The sequence below is a fragment of the Belliella aquatica genome (assembly GCF_014637795.1).
GTDB lineage: Bacteria > Bacteroidota > Bacteroidia > Cytophagales > Cyclobacteriaceae > Belliella > Belliella aquatica.
The window spans coordinates 58,172-81,196 of sequence record NZ_BMFD01000017.1; the positions used below are offsets into that span (position 1 = coordinate 58,172).

16 protein-coding genes and 1 pseudogene are annotated in these 23,025 nt (G+C 36.0%); 7 read left to right on the forward strand and 10 right to left on the reverse strand.

Annotation, left to right across the window (positions count from 1 at the left end):
* Nucleotides 1–47: 47 nt before the first annotated feature.
* The 9 genes and pseudogenes from IEV57_RS16965 to IEV57_RS17005 form a co-directional block, all read right to left on the reverse strand.
* Entirely contained in the window at nt 48–3,278 is a 3,231-nt protein-coding gene (locus IEV57_RS16965) for a type I restriction endonuclease subunit R (protein ID WP_188444238.1), read from the reverse strand.
* A gap of 94 nt (nt 3,279–3,372) precedes the next feature.
* Complete coding sequence (locus IEV57_RS16970) at nt 3,373–4,347, reverse strand: nucleotidyl transferase AbiEii/AbiGii toxin family protein (RefSeq protein WP_188444239.1); 975 nt, start codon at nt 4,345–4,347, stop codon at nt 3,373–3,375.
* Nucleotides 4,344–5,069 (reverse strand): type IV toxin-antitoxin system AbiEi family antitoxin domain-containing protein, encoded by a 726-nt coding sequence (locus IEV57_RS16975; protein WP_188444240.1) that lies wholly within the window; start codon nt 5,067–5,069, stop codon nt 4,344–4,346. Before IEV57_RS16975 ends, IEV57_RS16970 begins: the two co-directional genes overlap by 4 nt.
* Nucleotides 5,070–5,189: 120 nt before the next feature.
* Nucleotides 5,190–7,055, reverse strand: a complete 1,866-nt coding sequence (locus IEV57_RS16980; RefSeq protein WP_188444241.1) for a DUF4209 domain-containing protein — start codon at nt 7,053–7,055, stop codon at nt 5,190–5,192.
* Nucleotides 7,056–7,088: 33 nt separating this feature from the next.
* Nucleotides 7,089–7,832: an abortive infection family protein gene (locus IEV57_RS16985; RefSeq protein WP_188444242.1), complete on the reverse strand. Its 744-nt coding sequence runs from the start codon at nt 7,830–7,832 to the stop codon at nt 7,089–7,091.
* A gap of 3 nt (nt 7,833–7,835) precedes the next feature.
* Nucleotides 7,836–8,825 (reverse strand): hypothetical protein, encoded by a 990-nt coding sequence (locus IEV57_RS16990; protein ID WP_188444243.1) that lies wholly within the window; start codon nt 8,823–8,825, stop codon nt 7,836–7,838.
* Nucleotides 8,822–9,976: a restriction endonuclease subunit S gene (locus tag IEV57_RS16995; protein ID WP_188444244.1), complete on the reverse strand. Its 1,155-nt coding sequence runs from the start codon at nt 9,974–9,976 to the stop codon at nt 8,822–8,824. The genes IEV57_RS16990 and IEV57_RS16995 overlap by 4 nt, the downstream gene beginning before the upstream one ends.
* The gene (locus IEV57_RS17000) at nt 9,973–10,995 is read right to left on the reverse strand and encodes a PDDEXK nuclease domain-containing protein (RefSeq protein WP_188444245.1); all 1,023 of its coding nucleotides are present in this window, start codon (nt 10,993–10,995) and stop codon (nt 9,973–9,975) included. Before IEV57_RS17000 ends, IEV57_RS16995 begins: the two co-directional genes overlap by 4 nt.
* Nucleotides 10,982–12,553, reverse strand: a pseudogene (locus IEV57_RS17005) (type I restriction-modification system subunit M). Before IEV57_RS17005 ends, IEV57_RS17000 begins: the two are co-directional and overlap by 14 nt.
* 706 nt (nt 12,554–13,259) lie before the next feature.
* Between IEV57_RS17005 and IEV57_RS17010 the strand changes: the two are divergent.
* The 7 genes from IEV57_RS17010 (at nt 13,260) to IEV57_RS17040 (ending at nt 21,374) form a co-directional block, all read left to right on the forward strand.
* Complete coding sequence (locus tag IEV57_RS17010; protein WP_188444246.1) at nt 13,260–14,645, forward strand: AlbA family DNA-binding domain-containing protein; 1,386 nt, start codon at nt 13,260–13,262, stop codon at nt 14,643–14,645.
* A 1,602-nt stretch (nt 14,646–16,247) separates the two neighbouring features.
* Complete coding sequence (locus IEV57_RS17015) at nt 16,248–16,661, forward strand: hypothetical protein (RefSeq protein ID WP_188444247.1); 414 nt, start codon at nt 16,248–16,250, stop codon at nt 16,659–16,661.
* A 182-nt stretch (nt 16,662–16,843) separates the two neighbouring features.
* A complete protein-coding gene (locus IEV57_RS17020; RefSeq protein WP_188444248.1) occupies nt 16,844–18,037 on the forward strand; it encodes a hypothetical protein in 1,194 nt (397 codons plus the stop codon).
* A gap of 98 nt (nt 18,038–18,135) precedes the next feature.
* Nucleotides 18,136–20,103 (forward strand): hypothetical protein, encoded by a 1,968-nt coding sequence (locus IEV57_RS17025; protein WP_188444249.1) that lies wholly within the window; start codon nt 18,136–18,138, stop codon nt 20,101–20,103.
* 18 nt (nt 20,104–20,121) lie between these two features.
* Nucleotides 20,122–20,514: a metallophosphoesterase gene (locus IEV57_RS17030; RefSeq protein ID WP_188444250.1), complete on the forward strand. Its 393-nt coding sequence runs from the start codon at nt 20,122–20,124 to the stop codon at nt 20,512–20,514.
* 48 nt (nt 20,515–20,562) lie between these two features.
* Nucleotides 20,563–20,811 carry a hypothetical protein gene (locus tag IEV57_RS17035; protein ID WP_188444251.1) on the forward strand — a complete coding sequence of 83 codons (249 nt, stop codon included), beginning with the start codon at nt 20,563–20,565 and terminating at the stop codon, nt 20,809–20,811.
* A 2-nt stretch (nt 20,812–20,813) separates the two neighbouring features.
* Entirely contained in the window at nt 20,814–21,374 is a 561-nt protein-coding gene (locus IEV57_RS17040; RefSeq protein ID WP_188444252.1) for a hypothetical protein, read from the forward strand.
* A gap of 173 nt (nt 21,375–21,547) precedes the next feature.
* Here the strand turns inward: IEV57_RS17040 and IEV57_RS17045 are convergent, their stop codons facing one another.
* Nucleotides 21,548–22,810, reverse strand: a complete 1,263-nt coding sequence (locus IEV57_RS17045) for a DUF2130 domain-containing protein (RefSeq protein ID WP_229744552.1) — start codon at nt 22,808–22,810, stop codon at nt 21,548–21,550.
* Between the last annotated feature and the right edge of the window lie 215 nt (nt 22,811–23,025).

The window sequence follows — 23,025 nt, forward strand, 5'->3', positions numbered from 1 at the left end:
AACATCCTTATCATCAATATAGATTAGATTCCTATGAAGGGGCATGACTACCTAGATCCACCAGTTCTATACTTCTTAAAATTCTCCGCTTGCTCAAAAATCTCTTTATACACTTCATCCCGATCTACAGGTGGGTAGTCATTTTCTGCTAATAAGATGATTAAATCAACCTTTAACTCAGCTTTAATATCATCTCTTTTGCTCCAATCAGTGTACTTGGCTTTGTCATCTACAACAGATTTGACGTCCTTGGCCAAAGTAAGCAACCTATCATCAGGATAGGTGAAGTCGTACTTCACTGCCAGTGCCTTGAGAATGTCATAAAAGGCTTTCTCTTCAAAATCTATCCCCAAATCCTTGAAAGAATCTTTCTCTTTTCTAAGCTGATGGTAAAGATCAATGATTTCATCTGTGAAATCTTCCAATACATTGCTGACCAAGACATCTGCCTCTTTTCTTTCGTTGTATTTGTCCACCAACACCTGCATCTTTTTACTGAAATCTACCCCCTTGGCACGGTTGATTTTTTTGAATTCGTCGATGGCTTTGGCTAGGAGCTTTTGAAGAAGCTTGATCTTTGTATTGGGGAGTTTGATCTTGTCGATCTTTGCAAGATAATCTTCATCGAAAATATCAACCTCTTTTTGTTTTTCGTCTCCAAGTTTAAAAATCTCCTCAACCCCCTCACTTTCTATGGCAGCTTGAATCATATCCCGCACTTTTGAATTCATCTGGGCTGTATCAGGCGCTTCTCCTTTGAGTAGTTTGTAGATAATCGATCTTACTGCAATGTAAAAATGGATTTGATTTTTTTCTTCTTGGGTAATTGTCTCTGATCCTGAACATATATCATAAGCGGCTTTCATCCTTTTGACCAAATTCATAAAACGCTTCTCCAGATCTTTGGTCAATTGCACAAATTCGGCCGCCATGTTCAAGGTATTCAGCTGCTGCATGGGATTTCCCTCGAAATAGCCCTTACTGTCAAACTTCAAAAATACCCGAGAGAGCAAATCCAAATGATCCCTGACCACGACAATAGATTGCTCTATATCTTCAAAATTCTGGCTATCTACCTTATTATACTGGGCAAGGGCCAAGTTCATTTGTTTTTTGATTCCGATATAATCTACCACAAGCCCCTTTTCCTTCCCTTCAAATTTCCGGTTGACCCTAGATATGGTCTGAATCAAATTATGCCTTTGAATGGGCTTGTCAATATAAATTGTATCCAAAAATGGGACATCAAATCCCGTAAGCCACATATCTACCACTATGGCAATCTTGAAGTTTGACTTGATGTTTTTAAACTGCCGATCCAATTCTTTTCTGTAAACCTTGTTTCCCAGCATAAAGTAAAGGTCTTCATGATCATCTTTGCCACGGGTCATGACCATCTTGATTTTTGCTTCAGGAAGAATTTCTTTTTTGTCACTTTCGCTTAATTCCACAGCTGGATCTGCTGCTCTTATCTCTGCCCAATCCGGTCTTAAGTCAATAACATTCTTATAGAATTCGTAAGCAATCTCCCTGCTGCTACACACAAAAATAGCTTTTCCTACCACTGTGGAGCCTTCTGCTACTCGCTGTTCATAGTGCTTGACAAAATCCTCTGCCAAAGCTTTTAACCGATCAGGATCACCAATGATGGTTGACATCTGAGCCATGGCCCTTTTACTACTTTCTATTTGGTAGTCATTCGTACCTTCTTCAGCACATTGGTTATAATAGTCTTCTATTTCCTTCAGCTTACTGTTATTGAGTAGGACTTTGGCCGCTCTACCTTCATATACAATTCTTACTGTGATCTCATCTTTTACAGACTCAGTCATCGTGTAGGAATCCACTATATCACCAAACACATCAAGCGTGGCATCCACAGGAGTTCCTGTAAAACCTACATAGGTAGCGTTGGGTAGGGAATCATGAAGATACTTGGCAAAACCATAGGTTTTTGTAACACCTTTTTCAGTTATTCTAACCTTTTGGTCCAGATTGATCTGAGATCGGTGGGCTTCGTCAGAAATGCAGATGACGTTGTTTCTGTCTGTGAGTAGCTTGCTGTCCTCTGTAAACTTATGAATGGTTGTCAAAAATACACCACCACTATTTCTTCCTTGGAGCTTTTCTCGCAAACCCTTTCGGCTTTCCACGGAAATAATTTCATTGTCTCCTATAAATCCCTTTGCATTGGTAAACTGTCCCGAGAGCTGATCATCCAAGTCCGTACGGTCTGTGATCAAGACAATAGTAGGAGAGGAGAAGAGGGGACTTTTCATGACAAGCCTTGCCAAAAACAACATGGTGTAGCTTTTACCACATCCTGTAGTACCAAAGTATGTTCCTCCTTTACCATCACCCTGTGGTTTTTGATGGATTAGAATATTGTCAAACAGTTTTCTGGCTGCATAATATTGAGGATAGCGGCATACTATTTTATCTTCTCTATTTGAAGTGTCTGGAAGAAAAATGAAATTCTGAATGATGTCTAAGAGTCTTTTAGGTTCGAAAACCCCATAAATCATCGAATAGAGGGAATCAATTCCTTCTACATCTACTTCGTTACCACTTATTTTCCTCCAAGCATAATAAAAGTCATAAGAAGAGAAAAAAGAACCCATCTTGCTATTCACCCCATCACTGATCACACAGAAGGTGTTGTATTTAAACAGCTCAGGAATATCTCTTTTATATCTTATTGAAAGTTGTTTGTAGGCATCATAAAGGGTGGCTTCTTCTCGGATTGCACTTTTAAACTCAAATACAACCAAAGGCATTCCGTTGATGTAGAGAATGCAGTCCGGAATCCTCTTTTCCTGATATTGAATCTCCAGTTGGTTGACTATCCGATAGATATTTTTATCAGCACTATAGGTAAGGGTAGGCTCCTCTGCAGCTAGGTTAACATCTGTGATTTCCTCTCTGTTTGAGTTGGTTGATTGTGAGATTTCTCTGAAGTCCAGAAGCTGTATATAAAGATCTTTGTCAACAGCATTTTCCCTTTTCAACACAAAGCCATCACTCAGCCATTCCATAAATGCTTTGTTGCTGGCATAAAGGTCTGAGGCAGGAAGATTTTCAAGCTTACGGATAATCTGATCAATTTCATTGGCGGTGATCCCATCCTTTTCATAGCGCTTTTGCAAAAAATCCTGAAGGTCAGCTTTGATCAAAACTTCAGAAAGGTCTCTTTTCATAGCCTTACCGCTAAGGTATTCAAAGCCCTTCTCTTCCAGTAATTGTACTATAAGTGATTCTAACTTGCTTTCTGTAAACATGGATCAATAAAACTAAAACATCAAATTAAGAAAAATAATTTAAAATAGAATGCTGTATTCTTTGGAGTTGTCTGATGTTCAGATTCTGAAGCTCCTATTTAATAGTCCAAGTGATTGTTTTAAGTCTTTCTCGAATCATGTGTAGGGTTTCAAAGATGGCTTCTTCTTTGGGGAAATCTCCATAGACCAGGTTTTTAAAGTTTTCTGTATAAGTAACCTTCAATTCACTCCATACATTTTCAAGATCTTTAAAAATAAGTGCCTTGTTGGGATGATGAGTTAACCAATTGTTATTGTTTCTGAAGCTTATCACATCATCTTTGGCTACTTTCAATAGCATTTCATCAAATACTTGGGAGTGGAGGAAGTTCAAAAATAAGTCTTGTTTGAGTAATTGATGTAGGTCGAAAGTATGTCGTATTTTGTTTTTTAAGTCCTCAATTGGATTTTCGGTATAGGAGAAACGAACTAAGCTCATTATTTTTTCACAAATAGTTCTAGTAGGCTCTAGCACCGATAATTCAAAAGCCATCAACCCATTTTCTTGAGCTAATTCAGCCTGATTATTTGCTAACATCATTTGACCAACAAATGACACTATACTCTTGGTAGTATATGGTTCATAATACCCTAACCAAGTTGATTCCAGAATGATCACATCTCTAACTTGACCATAATCACCTTGAAATTCTTTATTGTAGGAGTGTGCTGTTTTTCGGTTCATTCCCATTTTTCGGGTAATGCCTTCAACCTCAACTTCAGGTAATGTGGTTTCCACAATGCTACTTATAGTCTTTAACTTCGATTTTAACTTATTATCTGATTCGCCCTCTCGTCTAAGTACTACCAGGTCAATATCTTCTGAAAAGCGGTCTATCATATTATAACACTTGGATAGCGCTGTTCCCCCTTTGAATACAGTATCTTTACCAATATCATCTTTAAAAATGGCAAATAGCGCATAAGTGACCCAATAGTCTTTCTCAACATATATTGCAGGAATTTTCATTTGGTCTGCTGTAAACTGAATAGCTTGTCTAAATAGAGTCTTGTTTTCGTGCAGTTTCATATAATATTCCATTTTTCAGCGCTGAATAATACTTTTTCTGCACCTGCTAGCTTATATTTAGTGATTGGATTCAATGACATAAAAAGTGGTTCGGCTGCTTTGTTTTTTTGTAATTCATCTAATAATGCGCCCAATAAAGCTCTTGTAGCAGGGGGGTATTTTAAAGCTAATCGAACCAGGGTGTTGATATCCTTCTCTGTATATTTTTTGAGGATAGCCAAAAACCGCTTACAAGATGATTCCACCCTTGCATCAGGGATTTTCTTGATATAACGAATGCTATCCAACACTTGCAGAAGGGGGATGTTGTCTTTAGTAATGATGTTTTTTTGTTTTATGAAAGAAATGCTATAGCGCTCTCTTTTAAAACTAGGGCGAGTCTGATTTTTCCCGATTTGTATGGTATTACTGATTTGCGTGGTTAACCCCAGTTTACTGAAAATGCTAAAACCTGTTAGGTAACCAGTGACTTTTCCATCTTCCTCCAGCAAGTCTTTGACTACCTGTTTCTGTTCAGGTTGAAGATCCCCGAAAATTGTTCTTTCAGGTTTGTAGTATTTCCCTTTTGATAGTTTAGCGATTTTACCTGACTGTGCCATGCGGTTTAGCGCTTTGATTACAGCTTCTTTTTGTTTCACCTCTGTGATAAAATCATCATAGGTGAAAACAAATCCTTTTGGTAATCTGTCTATCGTAAAAGCTATATAATCAGTTGTTTTCATGGGTAACAAAGGTAATAAATAAAAGTAAAATGTCCAGTTTTTTAATTAAAAAACTGGACATTTTTGAATTAAAAAACTGGACATTTTTGAATTAAAAAACTGGACATTTTTGAATTACCATTATTTGTCTTCCCTAGAAGAAAACGTATACTTCCCCAACCTTAAAAGAGCTGAAATTAAAAGTAGCATTTTGTCAGAAGTGTAATGACCATCATGATAAAAGCAATGAGCAACGTTATTCCTAATATCTAGGCCTCCATTACCACTGAATAAATATTCAAAAAGGAGTTGATCATCCTGATTGAATAATTTCTTGAAGCCTTCTGATTCTAGTAAATTATTTAGATTCATTTGCTCTACTCTGGTGGTAACGGTTTTGGAAATAGAATATTCACGTTGTTCTAGAAAATATCTAATTAATCCTTCAAACTTGGTCGTAAGACTATCAATGCACAGTATGAAATCAGTTTTATAATCTGGGTTTTCTATCTTAATAATTCTTTGATTAAAATATTCCTTGATTGAAGGGCTGATTAACGGTATCCAAGACAATTCATGTGCTTCATCATCGGAATCTGATACAGTGAATGGATGTCCAATCCAAGTTTTTTCGGTTATAAAGGAAATAATTTCTTCCGCAGTTAATGTCTTGTTTTTAATACCTTCTTCAATTATGGTATCTAAATAGGGTAGCGTCATAAAATCAAGTTCAAGTTGGTAAAGTTTCATTTTCATGAATTGGAGGTCAATATCATCAGCTCCTTGCATAGGATTATTATTGATGTCAAAAAATATTGTAGTAAACGTTCTGAAAAAATCTGGATATAACTTTTGATAATTATCATTTATTTGTTTGGCCGATGGATAATCAACGCCACCTATGATCCTAAGGAAAATTATCTCAGAGCTTTTGATTGAGATTAACTCTTTGGCAAGGGCTATACTTTGATCTCTGCATTCGAATAGTCCTTTATTTTTTTCTCTGGTAAGTAAAACTCGTCTAGTGGGAAGGTTTACCTTCTTCTTAATTTCTCTAAACAAGGTTTCACTTTCTGAAAGTAAAATTTCGTTTTTTGATGCCTTAAAACAACTAATAGCTTTTCGAAGGTAATTGCTTAAGAACCAACTGTTCTTCTTCTGAGTTTTAACATAATTCAAATGAAACTCACCTTGTAGATTAATCCATTTTCTCTCACTTAAGCCAAGTTTTTTGCATAGGGTTTTAGCGTTTGGAATGTAGTGGTATTCTATTAATAATGAATCATCAGTTTTGCCAATTTCAAAAAATTCTTTTTCATAGACATTCAATGCTACTTTGAAACTTTCTTTGGTTAATATTTTAGGTTTCTTTAACGCAATCGTAATCAGGTGGTCTTTTTCATAAAATGGAATATTTGTGTTATTCTCTAAAAGATCTTTAAAAACTCTTTCAAGGTTACTTGTTTCAGTCTTGATGTCAGATGTCAAAGCAACAAGAGCAGAAAACTGATTGCCAATAAGATTCAAAATGAATTCATCATCAACACTTCTTAGTTTACGTAAAACCTCGTCTAGTCCAAGAAAATAGTAAGCTATTGCTTTTTCAGCGTATTCTCTTCTTCTAAGCTTTGAAGGACATCTCCAGAGTAAGTGAAAGTAGTGGGCTTTAAATAGGGTATTAGTGGAAGAATTAGCTCTTTCTAGTAAATAGTCAAATTCTTTTTTTGCTTCAACAGTCAAATTTTCATAAGAACAAACCTTTTCAGGCTTATTCGATGCCTTAGACAAAAGGGGGAAAAATTCTTGTCTTTCAAAATCAAAAATAGCATAGTCTATCTCAAACTGAGCTTTTTCTTTATCTAGCTTAAGGTGAACTTGATCTCTAAATTTCACTAATGATTTTATTCTACTTCTATTGTGGCCCAATTCTAAAAAAGATGCATCAAAGAAATCATTAAATTCTACTATTGAGGAGAATTTAGATATGTCTATTTCTTTTGCTTTCATAATATCGAAAAATAGGGATCAAGACCATTAATATTATGTCCTCTCCTTAAATGTTTTGAACAAAAAGATAGCCATTGAACCTGCTAAATTGACTGCTAATTCACTATGTTTTTCAGATGGTTTGACACTAATTTTCCTTTTCCCATGTGCATCTCCTAATTTATTTCTTAATGCTCCTAATCCACTTACAACTCCACTTGCTCCACCTAGAATCTGTTTAAATATTTTTTCTTGATGCTGTTCAGGCGCTAAATTCAACGATTTTGCAACTTCTCTATATAATTCTGGCAAATCAGCAGTTTCATTATATTCTATTTCTTGTTCATCTAAAATATATTTCAGTACACTTTCAACCAAGGATCTTGCAGATGTTATAGCCCCTTCTGGTTCTGAAATTTTTCGATCTAAAGCTTTTTGCCATTGAGAATGAATATGTGCTTCATCAAAAACAATACTTTGTTCTAACGGTGTTGTGAATTTTGTTTCCAAGTAATTTAACACTGGACTAAACTCTTCCCACAAATATTGTCTACGTTCTTGGTAGGTGCTAAATTTCCCTTTTATAAAAGTCCAAAATTGATCAATTGTCCTCTGGGTTCTTATCCATTCTGGTAATAACTTTTCAATTGATTTGTCAGCTATAAGTTTGTTCCTAGCTAAAGAGTAAAGTTGACTATCAAAACTCCCCCTTGTGGCGCGTGAAATCACACCATCTTGGAAATATTCCACTAGTTGGAAATTACCTAATTTGTTAATTAGTTCAATTTCTTCATTCATTTTTTATAAATTTATCAAGGTAGAGTTATACCTTTTAAGAGACAAATCCTTACATAAGTTTTGATTGAATCCATTTAAAACTTTCTCGTAATCCGCTTTGCCAATTGCTTTTAAAATGTACGCCTCGTGAACTAGATTTATATACCCGACTATTTGGCATAAACATTTATGAAAGGATTGGAAGTCAATTTCTGCATTCAAGAATGCTTCAATATCATGATAATTGGCTTTAATTCTTAACCTATACATGATATTAAGTAAGCTAGTTTGCGGAATAGATTCATATAATTTATTCCAGTGCTTAGCTTTGAAGTTTTTAAGTAATTCACCCTTTCCATTTTGGAAAAATTTATTTTTAGAATTTGCAGTTTCAGCTCTTTTTCTCTTGTCTTTTACATTTTTCTCTCTGGTTGATTTAAGAAAGCTTACGATTTGATAATGGGCATCCTTTAAGTTTTTAACTTTCGTTAATGACTGAAAATCATTGTTTTTACCTTTGTATTCAGACATGTTGTGATAGCTGAAATCTTCGTGTCCGCCTTCTGCATAAAAACTGACAGCCATTGGATAATGTCCGTGTTTCACTGATTCTGAAAAAATCTTTATTGATTTTTCATGTTGATCATTAGCAGTACCTTGAGTTTCATGAAATGCAGTCATAGCTAAATAAACTGAATAGTAGGCTTGTGGAAAGTGCCAGTGCATGGCAACTCTGTAATAATCATCTAGCCCGTCACCAGCAGAAATATTCAATGCATATTCCGTACTCCATGCATTCCACAATAACTTCCTGCATTGGTCAATATCAAATTTTGGATTCTTAGTTTTTAAAGTATTGTAATAGTTGATATTTTTAAAATCGTATTTATCCTTTGATTCAGTGATATTCATTGCAATAGCTGAAAAATGATTATAAAAAACTTTTGATGGTACAGCCTTTTTGAACTCTTCTCGACTTTCACGAAATCCTTTAAAAGGATCTAATCTTTTCATAATTCATAATTTTTAGATGTAGCCATTTTTACCAATACAAGCTCTTTCAGTTCCGACAGTTTTTGGTTTTCTAATTGATATATTTCAATTAAATCAAATATCGGCTCTACAATTATATTGAATTCCAAAATTTTTGATTCATCTGGTTTGTCAATTTCAAAAGATGAAAGAAGTGTTGCATTTGCCTGTGGCTGTGCAGAACCCTCTGCATTTGATAGGATAAAATCTCTGTAATTTTGACTATCGACAATAAGTCCTAGGTATAAATTCCATTTTATGTCATTAGGGATAAGTCTTACAAGAAATGAAGCAAAAACACAGTCAGGAAAATGTTTATGTAATCTTTTGCCGTACCCTGCTGTTGCACCCGTTCTCGCAACAACTATATCACCTGGCTTTAATCTGTATTTTTCAAAGTCGTTATTTGAAATTTTACAGTAAGGCACATTTGACCAATCAATTTGATTCTGAGCTATATCTGTTATACGTAAAAACTTTGGTCCAATTACTTCTGAAGATGCTGTTTCGGTATACCCGTATTGAGTTTGAACTAGCTTGTTGAGTTTTATTTTCTCAGTACTATTATCAATACCTTCCACAAACCACTCCCTATAAATCGCCTGCGCGGTCTCTTCGAGTTTTTCGATCAGTTTTTGGTTGATTTGGATGCGCTGTTCTATGGCTTGGTATTCTGCGACGATCTCATGCTGTTTTGCTATGGAGGGGATGGGGAGCTTCATGTTTTCAAAATCCTCCCATTCAAGACTTCCCCTCACACCACCTACGGCATAAAAACAAGCCTCCCTATCAAACTCAGATCGGGTAAACCACATCATCAGATATTCAGGAATCAATTTGGATTTATCTTTTATCTCAAAAACGGGGTAGGCTTGAGATATAATCGCTTCCTCTCTTTCTTGTAAAAGAGCCACAGGCATTTTTTTATCCCGTCTAACCTGCATCACACTACAAGCAAATTGATCCGTGCGGATAATCTTGTACTTTTCCATATCAGTACCGATAATATTGGCCACGGACGGTATAAATTCCTTTGATATACTTAAACCCAAAAGATTCTTTACCTTAAGTCCTTTATTTCGCTCGTCAACAAGTCGGATATAATCACCTATTCTTTTATAAGTCTCTCTCATTTCCCCAGCTGTTGTTTGATGACCATTTTTTCTCTTTCTATTTCAGCAACCAATTCTTCTTCTGATGGTAGATAAGGGAGATACTTGTTTGCAAAAAGCTGTTTACTTTCATTCAGTACTGAATATTTAGCAATGGTACTGTCAGTTTCAGTACAGAGTAATATGCCAATGGTAGGATTGTCCCCCTCAGGTCGTTCCAAATCATCAAACATTCTCACATACATATCCAATTGTCCAATGTCCTGATGCGTAATGCGGTGAGTCTTTAACTCTACCAAAACAAAACATTTGAGCATGTAATTATAAAATACCAGATCAATATAGAACTCAGACGTTTCGGTTCTGATTAATTTTTGTCTTGCGACAAATGAAAACCCTTTGCCTAGTTCAAGCAGGGATTGTTGTAAATTATTAATTAAAGATTGTTCTAATTCTTGCTCAGTGTAAGACTTACTTGTCGGTAAATTCAAAAAATCTAAAACAGCCGGGTTTCTGATGAAATCATCTGGATTTTGCTTCAAATCCGCAGTTTGCTGTTCCATCTCTTCCTGAAGGATTGATTTTTTCTGCGATGAAATTAATCTTTGGTAGTAAAGCGTAGAAATATTTCTATCTAGTGTTCTGACTGACCAGTTTTGTACCGTCGCTTCTTTCAGATAATAGTTCCGAGCTTGTTCATTTTCAATACGCATAATCAATCTAAAATGTGACCAATTCAAATTGGCACACATGTGTGCCAAATCTTCTAAATTACCGAAGGTCTGGTAAAATTGACGGAAATCTCTAAGTGATCGGGCACGAAACCCTTTTCCAAGTTCTTCAGCAAGTTGATTGATTAAATTTGATCCATAGATTGCCCTATCTGCCCCTGCTTGTTCTTCTTCCACAATTCGCTTACCAATATGCCAATATGCATCTATCATAGCTGAAGCAGTTGCCTTGTAAGCATCTTGTCTTGCTTGAAGAAGGATATGCTTTATGTCAAGTGCTACCTGATTTAATCCTTTATCCAATTTCATAACCTAAAGTTTTAAACACCTCAAGTAACTCCTTTTTACTAGCCTCTTCCTGCTCAAGTAGTTCTTTGAATTCGCTTTGCAAAGCCTTCATCTTTTCATCAAAATCAAGGTTTTCATCCCGATTGACAAATTCAATATACTTGCTAGGTACAAGGGAGTAATCCTTTGCTCTGATTTCTTCCAAGCTTGCAGCATAGCAGTACTCAGGAATGTTTTCGTATTCCTCAGCATATCTCTGAGACTGCCAGATATGATAAGTTTCGGTAACTTTAATGATGTCATCCTCAGAAAACTGGATGAACTTTTTCTCAAAAGGGATACCTGTCTGCCTTAGATCCATAAAGAGCACCTCTTTTTCTCTATCCCTATACTTTCTGATTTCCTCTGGCAGCTGTACTATTTTAGCTTTCTTATTTTTATTCAATATCCAAAGCGTCACACTGATATTGGTGGTGTAAAACATATTCTGAGGCAAAATCAATATCGCTTCTACCATGCCATTTTCTACCAACTTTTTCCGGATCTTATATTCTTCCCCACCACCTGAAAGGGCTCCATTAGCTAGAATAAATCCTGCTACTCCATTTTCCGAAAGCTTGGAAGCGATATTCAGGATTCAGGCATAATTGGCATTGGAGGTAGGAGGGACTTCATAACCCATTCAGCGAGGGTCATTGGTAAGTTCACTGCTTGCGCGCCAGTCTTTTTGGTTGAATGGAGGATTGGCCATGATAAAGTCGGCCTTCAGATCAGGATGCTGATCCTTGCCAAAGGTATCCGCAGGTACATCACCGAGGTTGGCAGCTATCCCAAGGATGGCCAAGTTTATCTTTGCAAGCTTGTAGGTGGTAGCCGTATATTCCTGCCCATAGATGGAAACCTCACGGGTATTGCCATGATGGGCTTCGATAAACTTGATGGATTGGACAAACATCCCCCTAGAACCACAAGCAGGATCATAGATGATGCCTTTGTAGGGTTCTATCAATTCGGCGATCAGGTTGACGATCGATTTTGGGGTATAGAATTCTCCCTTTCCTTTTCCCTCTGCCAAAGCAAACTTACTTAAGAAATATTCATACACACGGCCCACAATATCCTGCTCCTTGTCCTTGAGTGTATCGATATTATTGATAGAGTCGAGTAAGGCAGCGAGCTTGCTGACATCCATATTGAGCCTGGAAAAGTAGTTGTCAGGCAGTGCTCCTTTGAGTGAAGGTTTTTTTTTCTCTACCGTATGCAAAGCAGTATCAATCCGCAAGGCTATATCATTTTGCTTGGCATGTTGGATGATTGCTGACCAACGGGTTTCTTCGGGGAGAAAGAAGACATTCTTCATATTGTAGAATTCCTTCATCTCCAGGTATTTTTCTTTACCCTCTTCGATCAGTTCCTTTCTTCTCTCTTCAAATTTATCAGAGGCAAACTTCAAGAAGATCAAACCCAAGACCACATGCTTGTATTCTGATGATTCGACTGTGCCCCGGAGTTTGTTGGCCGAGTCGCAAAGACTCTCTTCTATGGATTTTTGTTTTTTTGCTGCTACTTGCTTAGCCATTGAAAAAGGTATTTTTGTTTAAAACTAAGTAATATTATAAAAAGATGACCGGATGATGCTTGATTGTGTCAAAAATTGTCGGAGTTTTTTTTGGGGTAGAGACGATAGTCTTAACGCAAATCAAAACTTAATATTCAAGCATTTCGAAGATTTCATTGTCCATACTGGCACATTTAGACCGAAAATAGTGGCACAATTCGAACCGTTTTGTTTAGAATACGCTAAAAAAACATTAATCAGGGAGGTCAATCCCGATAATCGGGACAGGCTATGCTCCGGAATATCCTCTTACTCCATTCCATAAAAATAACTTTTGACGGGGGTCAATTTATATCACCAGCCGGGGGTCAATTTGCATCACCAGCTGGGGGTCACTTTAAATCGTCAGAAGGGGGTCAACTTCATCATTTTTTGCAACAATGATAGACTTTTTTTTCCTTGGGACTTACTGATAGCAATCGATATAAGGGTTTTTGTCTTTGGTAATCATTTTTAAAAGCTGGGCAATGATAGGGTGGGTGTCAGGATAAAAAATCATTCTTAACTTACTTCATATTATTTTCTTGGTCGAAATAACATTAAAATAAGATGGGATAGCCCCAAAAGCTTCCCATCTTTCATTTTGTATTTTTCACAGATTAAATTATTCTGCATAATTTTGATCTCGAACAAAAGTAAATTGTATCTATAAAAAGATTTATTTTAAATGAAAACCAAACTTACATCCTCCTCTATTCAAAGTATTATTCAATCTGGAGAAGGTTACAACGCAGAGTTTAAAATACGTGTACCTAACAAATTGAAAGAAATAACTGAGGAGATTTGTGCATTTGCCAATGCAGCTGGAGGTGTTTTGTTGATAGGTGTTGGAGATGATAATGTCATTCATGGAGTTGACATTGATAACGCAAAACGATCTTCTATCCAAAATTCGATCAATGAGATCAATCCCCATCTAGCTACAGACTTCTATCCTGTTATGGTAGAAGGAAAAACAGTTTGGGTCATTGAAGTAAACAGTGGTTCACAAAAACCTTATGTGATATCCGGAGCCATATATGTCAGACAAGGTCCTAATACACAAAAGCTCACCTCTGTAGAACAAATGCGCGATTTCTTTCAGCAATCGGATCGCATCTATTTTGATGAAGCTCCTTGTTCTGGTTTTAAACTTCAAAGTGATATTGATCATAAATGGTTTGAAGAGTTTAGGTTTCAAAGTGGATTGTCAAAAACAATAACTCAGGTTCAGATTATACAAAACTTGAGGCTGGTTTTAGAAGATGGAAATTTTAAAAATGGTGGAGTTTTGTTTTTTGGTTCTGCCCCAGAGAATTTTATTGAAACTGCCGTGCTACGTTGCATCGCCTTTGAAAAAGATAACAAAACTCAGATTATTGATGATAAGACTTTTGGCGGGCCATTGATGAATCAGTATCAACTTGCTATGCAATGGCTTAAAGGTAAACTCAACGTTCGATATGAAATAGAAGGTAGCGGTCCTAGAAAAGAGATTTGGGAAATTCCCGAAACAGCTTTAAAAGAAGCGATTATTAACGCACTTTCCCACAGAGACTATTACGATAAAGGTGCCAAAATCACTGTTGAATTATTTCAAGACCGAGTGGAAATTAGTAATCCTGGAGGCTTGACCAGTGCAATTTCATTGGCTGACTTTGGAACCAAAAGCCACAGCCGGAATCCCTTGATATTTGGTCTTTTTGTACGAATACGAATGGTAGAGCAAGTTGGTTCTGGAATAGGTAGAATTAAAGATCTAATGAAGGAGGCAAAACTTCCCGAACCTCTATTTAAAACAGATGGGATGTTTACAGTAATACTACACAGAACTGTGGAGAGGACTATGGAGAATAGAAATGGAGGAATTACCCTTAGTAAAACAGCCATAAAGATGATCGACCTGATAAAAAATCGACCTGATATTACAATCAAGGAGTTGGCTATTTCCCTGAAAATTTCTGACAAAGGCGTAGAGTATAACTTGGCTAAAATGCAAAAAAGTGGAATTATACATAGAGAAGGTTCTAAAAAATCAGGATTCTGGGTAATTAAGGAGTATACTAGGGAATAAACTAGGGAATAAACTAGGGAATAAGCTAGTAAAAAACAAAAACTAAAGGCAGTATCATTATTTAAAGATGACCATATTTCACAGCTTCATGCACTGAAGATGTTGGTGAATAAAGGCTGGAAATAATTATTCAATAACATAAATAAAATCCCTCAAATTAACCTGATTTCCAATCCTGATTAGTCATCCCTAAATTATCAATACCCTTTTCAATTCCATCAACTAATCCCAACTTGCTTTCTAATTTCAATCAAAAACCAAAATCCCGCCCTAATAGGGTGTTTTTCACCTTAAAATTTACTAATCCTCTTCTAATGCAGACGGGACGATAGATAAATAGACTTACCTTTAATTTCTTGTAGAGAGGAGTAAGTCCCTAGATTCTGGAAAAGTTACGTTCCAGAATCTCCAATTTATCGTCAATATCAAACTTCTCAACTGCGTTAGGGGCTGAAATCCAACCCTTAACGCATATCAAAACTGAATCTTCAAGCATTTTGAAGATTTCATTGTTCATACTGGCATATTTAGATCGAAAAGAGTGGCACAATTCGAACCGTTATGTTAAGGATTTACTAAAAAACCAAAACCATTGATCAGAAGAGTCAATCCCGAGAATCGGGACAGACTATACTTCAAAATATCCTTTTACTTCATTCCGGAAAAATAACTTTTGACGGGGGTCAGTTTACATCACCAGCCGGGGGTCAATTTAAATCGTCAGATGGGGGGCAATACCGCTAGCGGGACAGGTTATCCTCCTGAATGTCAGTCTAATTTGGTCAACCACGCCACTTTCACTAATCAAAAACATTCCATTTCAGAGGGTCTGATATACGATCAAGCAGAAAGCGTATTAATATTTTAATTCCAGCATGGTGAGATTTAGAGCCAGCATCATATACCTCAGGATCTTAATAAAACAGATTTCAATTCCTGTATGGTGCGATTAAGTGTCCGCTTTTTCGACTTGTTCCTCTTTATAAATGATTGCATTTTTTAATATAGATCTTTACTTTTAAAATTCATGGTGGTATAGGACTTAGTAAATAGATCTTATAATTTAATAAAAAGTAATAGAAGTAGACAGCATATACTTATTTAAAAATCCCTCATAGTCTAAAATTCAATTTAGAAGTTGTAGAATGAATATGATAAGTATTTATTCAAACTTTCTGAAATTGAAAAATTGCTAAACCAAAAAAAAGTTTGTTGATTGAAATAAGATTTTAGACAGCTTATTAAAAAAATTACGCTGTAGGATTGAGAGAGCCAAGAGGTACAGCTTTTGTAAGTAAGGACATATTTGAAAAAAGGTTCTACCCCAAGTTGCCGATTTTGAAAAGCCTAGGTTTTAGAACTATCTATCCTGATTTCCAACTGGATAAAGATTTATTGAAGCAAATCATATCCTTTATTTATCTCCGTTTTGTGAAGCAACTATATCTGGAAAGGTTGAATGATTTTCAACAACTTAACAGACTTGCTTGATTCGCAAATAGTGTGAATTTTGATGAATTGAATATTTATAGATCAAATACTTCCTGTCGCTTCACAGTGGACTTCATCTATTAACAGTGATTTTAAAATGTGTGATTATATATGAATATAGAAGATGTAAAACAAAAAATCGCTGAATTAGCGGCTGAATTTCATGAACTAAATATCGCAAGCAATGATGAAATTCAGTTTGCAGAATTGATTGAAGAAGAAGTCATAAATTTGATTGTTTACTATTGCGAACACCATAAGTACATGATTAATGGTTTTCCCTATGAAAAAAGAGAATTGTTTAAAACTCAAACTACAATTGATAACGAAGAAGAAGATGAATATTTTTCTCAGGAGCGATTTCAATTGTATTTGGATTGTCTCGCTTTAGAAAAGGATGATGTTGCTGATCTATTGTGGTTTTATAACAATAAATTTTGGCCTAGCTCTTTTGAAAGCAAAGCGTTGTTTTACAGATTAATAAAGGAACAATTAGAAAATGGGTATTACGACGTGAAGTTATAACAGTTATGCATGACCATGCTTACTTATTTTAAATTATATTTCTTTACCAAAAGCTGAATTAATCCATTTATTTCCTAATTTTCTAACGGTCGGATAGTTGGTTATTGCAACCTTGCACACTTGGAAATCATGTGAGTTTTTCAAATAGATTTGAAGATTGGTTAAATCAATCTTCTGTATTTATGTCAAATAGCTTATTCCCGTCCTTCTCTCACAGGCACTACAAATCAATATTACCTTATTTTCAAGACGACTCAGATACTTCAGCTATAGATGTAAACTATTATTTACGCTATCCTGAATTATTTGAAATGCTCAAAGGAGATTTAATTCCCCCTTCTGAATGGAAGGATGATCCTGAGGATCAAGAAGAAGTTTGGGAGGATAATGAATATTTTGAAAGTAACTTGCAAATCAAGTCAGTTCATTACATCCATCAGCTCATTTTCGAATGGTTCGATTTAATTTTTGATCAAAACAAATCAGTTGATGTATTTTTATTTGAAAGTAGTCCTTATGTGTCTTATGATGATGATTTGATCAATTTAGATACTGACAAGATTCAGATTTATTTGTCTCCATTAATCATTGAATTCTTATTAAAGAAGGATCACACTCGGATGTATTTGCCATTTTTTCAATCACTTCATCCAGCATTTGATATCCAGTTTAGTCTCGATAATAAAATGATATCTATGCAAAATTCTATGATTGCAAGAGCAAACCATCCCCTGGACTTTTTTATGGAATGGATTTTAAAATATCGTTTTTGGGGTATTGGGAGATTAAGTGCTGTGTTATCTGGAATAAGAATCGAATCTGACTTTAGGCAAATTAGAAAGGCCTTAAAAGCCTTTTTTGACCATGCTATTGAAGTCCTCGATAAGCCAAATATTTCTGAGGCTAGAGTTCAATCCTGTATCGCTAATTATTTATTTTATCCTGCCAGATTTGGGCCGATGATGATGATTTTTGCTATCGGAAATTATATAGAGAAAAATAATCTTCGGGAATATCGTGGGCATTTAGAGTCAATTATTTCAAGCCATAAATCACCAAGTGTAGCAGATTTAATTCCCTTGTACAAAATAGGAACATCTTTGGAAGTAGAGGAATGGTTTAATTTGTTGACTTCTCCCTGGAAAGATCATGCTGCAATTTTAGATATGGATCAGGTGAGCGCTTTGAAAGTGCTTCTATTTCGTGAACCATTCAATTATGAAGATGAAAATATTTCTACGCTGTTGGAAAATCTCAAACTCTCTTCTTTAAACAGTAGGAGTGGGGATTTCAATTTGAATGATATTGTAGGTATTGAATATGTTAATCAAAATGATAGCCGTACTAGATTAAGATTACTTGCGAACTCCTGGTAATCTGATCTATTCATTTTATAATACTATCCGAATTGCAACCTTGCACTTATCCAAAGAGCAGTACTTTTTCAGATAAGTTTGTTCAAAAATATAATAACATGGAGAACATACAGGAAATCAATTTGAAATTGACCAAGATTAAAGAAACATTGAAGCAAGAGTTTATTGGCTTAGATGATATTATAGACAGTTTTATTCAAGCCACAACTCCTTGGTGCAGTATGGCATCTGTGCAACAACGACCATTGGTGGTAAACCTTTGGGGAATGACTGGTGTCGGAAAAACTTCCCTAGTCAACCGCTTTTTGGAACTTTGGAATAATAAAGAAAATGTGGTTTTTTTTAACTTGGGAAGCAAGAATTATACAAATGATATGCTTGGTCTATTGGAAAAAATGTATTCTTTAAGTGGGAATGCTTGTGTTTTTATTTTTGATGAGTTCCAACATGCAAAAACGATGGACCAAAATCAAAAGGAGCTCGAAAATCCAACTGATAGGATGATATGGCAACTTTTAGATTCTGGGAAGTTTAATTTTTCAGGGAGTTGGCATGAGTTTGATGACATTCATGAGCTTTGTGTTGGACTTGAAGTATGTTTGAATAGGGGAGTAAAAGTAGAAAAAGGCAAAGTCATTGAAGGCTGGGTGATTTATCAAAATATTATGTCTTCGTCAGAAAGATTGCGCTACAACTCCTCTGAAGAAATGGAAGAGCGAGATTTTGTTCCAAAAAATGATTTAAATAAAATACATGCCTACATTCGAAAAGATTTCCCTTATAAAGCGCTCTTTAGAGATTTTTTATTTCAAATGAATGGCCACGAAATATTAGAGTTTATTAAGAAAGTTGATAGAAAGTCCAATGCAGCCAAGGAGTTAGATTTTTCAAAATCTTTGATTTTTGTGCTCGGGAATTTAGATGAGGCTTATTTCATGAGTGAGCTCGTGTCTTCTGACCACGATCCTGATTTTCTTCATGAAGAAAGTAAGAAAATCACTTTTAGTTCGATAAAAGAGGGCCTTAAGACAAGGTTTAGATTTGAAGAGATCGCAAGACTTGGAAATGTTCATTTAATTTATCCCTCTATAAGTGGGAAGGTTTATCGTGATTTTATTCAAAAAGAGCTAAATCAAATATTCAAAAAACTTGAAAATGCATTTAGCTGTAAATTGAGTTTTGATCAGGGAATTGAAGATCTTTTATTTGAAGAAGGTGTTACACCGTCTCAGGGTTTTAGACCTTTAAGATCTACGACACGATTTTTGATCGAAAGTAGTCTTGTTGAGTTGCTCCCTAAAATACCCTTTCACGCCAATGAAAATATCTCCCTAACAGTTCAGGACGATACCCTTGTGCTACAAAACGTGGAAGGGCAAAAGGTTAGTAAAAAGCTTTTTTTGCCTGTAAGGGAGGCCAAAAGGAAAAAATTCAATCCTCAAGATATGGCAGTTACGGCTGCACACGAGGCAGGTCATTCTGTTGTATATAGTGTTTTATTTCAAAGATTGCCTCGAAAAGTCACTATAGCCTCATCAGACTTTAATAATGGAGGCTATATGGAAGGAGACTATGTGATGAATTTTGAAAACTATGATCATTTAATCCGAGAGACAGCCGTAAAATTAGCGGGAAAGAAAGCAGAAGAACTGATTTTTGGTACTGAAAATTTAACGAGAGGTTGTGCTTGGGATATTAAAGCAGCAACCAAAAATCTTGTTATCGCAAGTAGGGAGGGAAGTGTCTCTGGTTTTGATGCAGCTTACCAAGTGCAATACAATGGGGGAGGAGATTTGCTGACGGAAAATGAGGCCAATGTTACATGGGTTTCCAATAGTATAGAAAAGGCCAGTCAATTGGCAGAATCTATTTTGATGGAAAATAAACCGTTTTTGAAAGCTTTGATAACCCTGCTTTTGGACAAAAAATTTCTAACACCTGAGACTATGGCGGATGGCTTAAAAAATGCTGGATTAGACATTTCAAAAATACTTTTCTCTTATCCACAGATAATAAACTTCGAAAAAAAGCTCTCTAGTTTTTTAACAGATGCTGAAACAAACTGAAAAAATCATCCAATTCAAATGAAATTAATACTGGCTTTTGGTGATATCCATGGTTGTGCCCTAGCGGCTCAAAGAGCAGTCAAATTAGCGGAGGAACTTTCTGTTCAAGCAGTTTTTTTGGGTGATTACATTGATAGGGGACCTTCTCCAATGGAGACATTGGAAATCTTAATTCGAGCACAGCAGAAGCATCCAGATTGGATATTTCTTCGGGGGAATCATGATCAAATGTTAATAGATATCGTAGCAAACCCTTCACTTTTATTTGCTATAGGGGAAGTATTAGGGGATTTAAGTTTTGAATATACGCAGTCGGAAGCGTCATTTAGAGAATGGCAAGAGCTTTCAGAATCTCAAAGAGAACATATCAAACAATTCTTATCTTCCACTCCATGTTATTATGAATCTTAAAACTTCATATTTTGTCATGCTGTCTTGCGAGATACAGAAGGGGAAAGCATGCAAGAGAAATCAAATAACGAGCTCTTTTGTAATTATGATTATAAACCCCTCTGGCGTGGCAAAACCTTTGTTCATGGACACTTACCCGTAACGACAGTCACTTATAAAGGTAAGGGAATCAACGTAAATACATCTTGCGGATACAAGGGGTATTTATCGGGTGTATTATTAAATGATGCGTTAGGGACTGTCAAAAAAATATTTACAATTACAGAAGAAGGTTATCTTCGAATTAAAGAGAGCTAATTATGCCGAAATTTAGAATTACAATGTCCCAAAAATCTGATGGGCAAAAGGTAGAAAAAATCATGGAAGGCCGAGAACTTCAGACGGTCATCACTGTAGCAAAAATGATTTTTGAAGAATTTGAAGATATAGAGGTTGAAGAAATTCAAAGTATATATGATAGGCAGATTATCTCCAGTGTGTTGCCAACAGGTAGAGAAGTTGAATTGCAAAGTTTTTCCTTTCACTTGACTTATGAGAATATGATAGAAGGTGAGCCCGATCGTGAAGGGAACCAACAGATTCTGGACTTTTTGAAACGTAAATTTGAAAAAGATGAAGTGCCAACATACATTCATCAGCCAAGCGAGCATGTGATCAATAATGAATTGCCCTTATTCTACGGCATTGCCTATTGGAAGTGTTATAAGAAGATGGAGCCTGAAAAGTGGAGCTCAGAATTAAGGGTAATTTGGTTTATGGAATCGGTTGATCAGATCAATTTTCGTGAACTGATTGGCACTTCACTTCTCGGAGTTGATTGGGAAAAGTATTCGGTTAGATATGATCCCAGAGATCTTTGATCAACTAGGAGGTGTGATTGGTTGAGAAATATGATATTTCAATCCCTATAATCCTCCAAGTTTAATCATTTTTATAGCATGCTAGGGGGGATGTACTTTGAAAAAAAGTGAAGGTGAAAAAATTGGGTTACACCTTCAGATTGAATTAAAAAATTACCGTAAGAGTAAAAAAATTATTCAAGTAAATCTGCTCCAGAATTAAGCTCCAATGCTGCGACTGATTGGACAGCAGATCCAGCGATGCCTTTGATAGACCCGTACATATCGATGGTGTTTTCGATCACCTTTTCTATCTGTTTTTCTCTTTCTTTCCAAATTCGCTGCATGGATCTCTTTTCGGAATCAAGTGCTGATTTCATGCCTGTAAAGCCCTCCACGATGGCCTCTACCTGTAGCCTAAATGTATTACCTGTGAGGAAATCATAGAGCATGTGCATTTTATCACCCTTATTTTCTTGCGTAGCGACAGCTTGATTTAACTTGATAATCGATTCTCGTAGCACAAGTGATAGACTTTTGAATTCTTCATAGGAGCAAATCCAAATACCTTCAATCATGCCCATTCGTTCAAATCCAGCTGGCATTGCTTCGGTGACGATGACACCGATATCAGCACTTTTTTCTCTCATGTCCGATTTGAATTTCTCAATCCATGTTGTCTGAAAGTCCTTCGTTCTTTTGCTCTCGTAATAGATTTTGCCACAGTTCTGTGACGCCCTGCTATTCACGATTTGGATGCAATCTCCTCCACGGGCTCCCTTCTTAATTTCTTCGATGGTGTCAAGAGGGAATTTAGAAATCAACCATTCTTCTATAGCTAACTCCTGTACTTCTCCTTGAAGCTGCATAGAACCTTGCTCTTGTTTACGCTTCATTTCTTCCGTTAGCTTTTTTTGATCTTCAAGTTGCTTATGGAGCTCTTTTATTTTAAGTTCAACTTTGGACTCTTCTTGCAACTTGATTTTCTCTTTTTCTTGAGAGAGAATCTTGTTGATAGTAACTTGAGCTTCAGCTTCCACTTGCTCTCTGATCTCTATCTGCTCTCGCTTGAGAATCTCAATTTCTGCCTTGGTCTTATTGAGTTCCTTAAGCTTCTCAGATTTATCTACTAGCTCACGTTGCAGGAGTGCTATTCTTTCTTGCTCGTCTTCACCGATTTTTTTTCGAAGCGTAATCTCTAGGATTCTTTTTTCCTCGATTAGTTTTGCCTCGAGCCTCTCCTGGAATATTCTTTCTCCTTCTTTTTTGCTTTTTTCAAAGGCTTCTCGGTCCTTTTCAAAATCACTTAACTGCTGCTGAAGTGTTGATTTTTCAACTTCTATTTTACTTTCAAATTCAAGTCTTAGCTTTTCTTCCAACTGATGTGAAAGGATGTTTTGGACATCAATTTTGCTATGACAATTGGGACAGGCTATTTGTGTGTTCTGATTCATCATTTTGCTAGTGTTACAGTTGATCTTTATACCTTTTCGATATGTAGGATATGGAATCCTGGGTAAGCTTCTTTAGCAATATTCCATAATACTGCACGGTTAGAAGCTTGCATTTGGATATTCCGGAGCATGTTGACCCCTCAGAATCGGAATGTTTTTGTTTAGTGAAAGTGGCCTGATTGGCCAGATTCGACTGACATTCCGGCGGATGTTGACCC

Coding starts and splice junctions, on each gene's coding strand:
- IEV57_RS17040 (WP_188444252.1), top strand. CDS start 20,814: ATGCCGAAATTTAGAATTACAATGTCCCAAAAATCTGATGGGCAAAAG.
- IEV57_RS16975 (WP_188444240.1), bottom strand. CDS start 5,069: ATGAAAACAACTGATTATATAGCTTTTACGATAGACAGATTACCAAAA.
- IEV57_RS17010 (WP_188444246.1), top strand. CDS start 13,260: ATGAAAACCAAACTTACATCCTCCTCTATTCAAAGTATTATTCAATCT.
- IEV57_RS16995 (WP_188444244.1), bottom strand. CDS start 9,976: ATGAGAGAGACTTATAAAAGAATAGGTGATTATATCCGACTTGTTGAC.
- IEV57_RS17025 (WP_188444249.1), top strand. CDS start 18,136: ATGGAGAACATACAGGAAATCAATTTGAAATTGACCAAGATTAAAGAA.
- IEV57_RS17030 (WP_188444250.1), top strand. CDS start 20,122: ATGAAATTAATACTGGCTTTTGGTGATATCCATGGTTGTGCCCTAGCG.
- IEV57_RS16980 (WP_188444241.1), bottom strand. CDS start 7,055: ATGAAAGCAAAAGAAATAGACATATCTAAATTCTCCTCAATAGTAGAA.
- IEV57_RS17015 (WP_188444247.1), top strand. CDS start 16,248: ATGAATATAGAAGATGTAAAACAAAAAATCGCTGAATTAGCGGCTGAA.
- IEV57_RS16985 (WP_188444242.1), bottom strand. CDS start 7,832: ATGAATGAAGAAATTGAACTAATTAACAAATTAGGTAATTTCCAACTA.
- IEV57_RS17045 (WP_229744552.1), bottom strand. CDS start 22,810: ATGATGAATCAGAACACACAAATAGCCTGTCCCAATTGTCATAGCAAA.
- IEV57_RS17000 (WP_188444245.1), bottom strand. CDS start 10,995: ATGAAATTGGATAAAGGATTAAATCAGGTAGCACTTGACATAAAGCAT.
- IEV57_RS17035 (WP_188444251.1), top strand. CDS start 20,563: ATGCAAGAGAAATCAAATAACGAGCTCTTTTGTAATTATGATTATAAA.
- IEV57_RS16970 (WP_188444239.1), bottom strand. CDS start 4,347: ATGAAACTGCACGAAAACAAGACTCTATTTAGACAAGCTATTCAGTTT.
- IEV57_RS16965 (WP_188444238.1), bottom strand. CDS start 3,278: ATGTTTACAGAAAGCAAGTTAGAATCACTTATAGTACAATTACTGGAA.
- IEV57_RS16990 (WP_188444243.1), bottom strand. CDS start 8,825: ATGAAAAGATTAGATCCTTTTAAAGGATTTCGTGAAAGTCGAGAAGAG.
- IEV57_RS17020 (WP_188444248.1), top strand. CDS start 16,844: ATGTCAAATAGCTTATTCCCGTCCTTCTCTCACAGGCACTACAAATCA.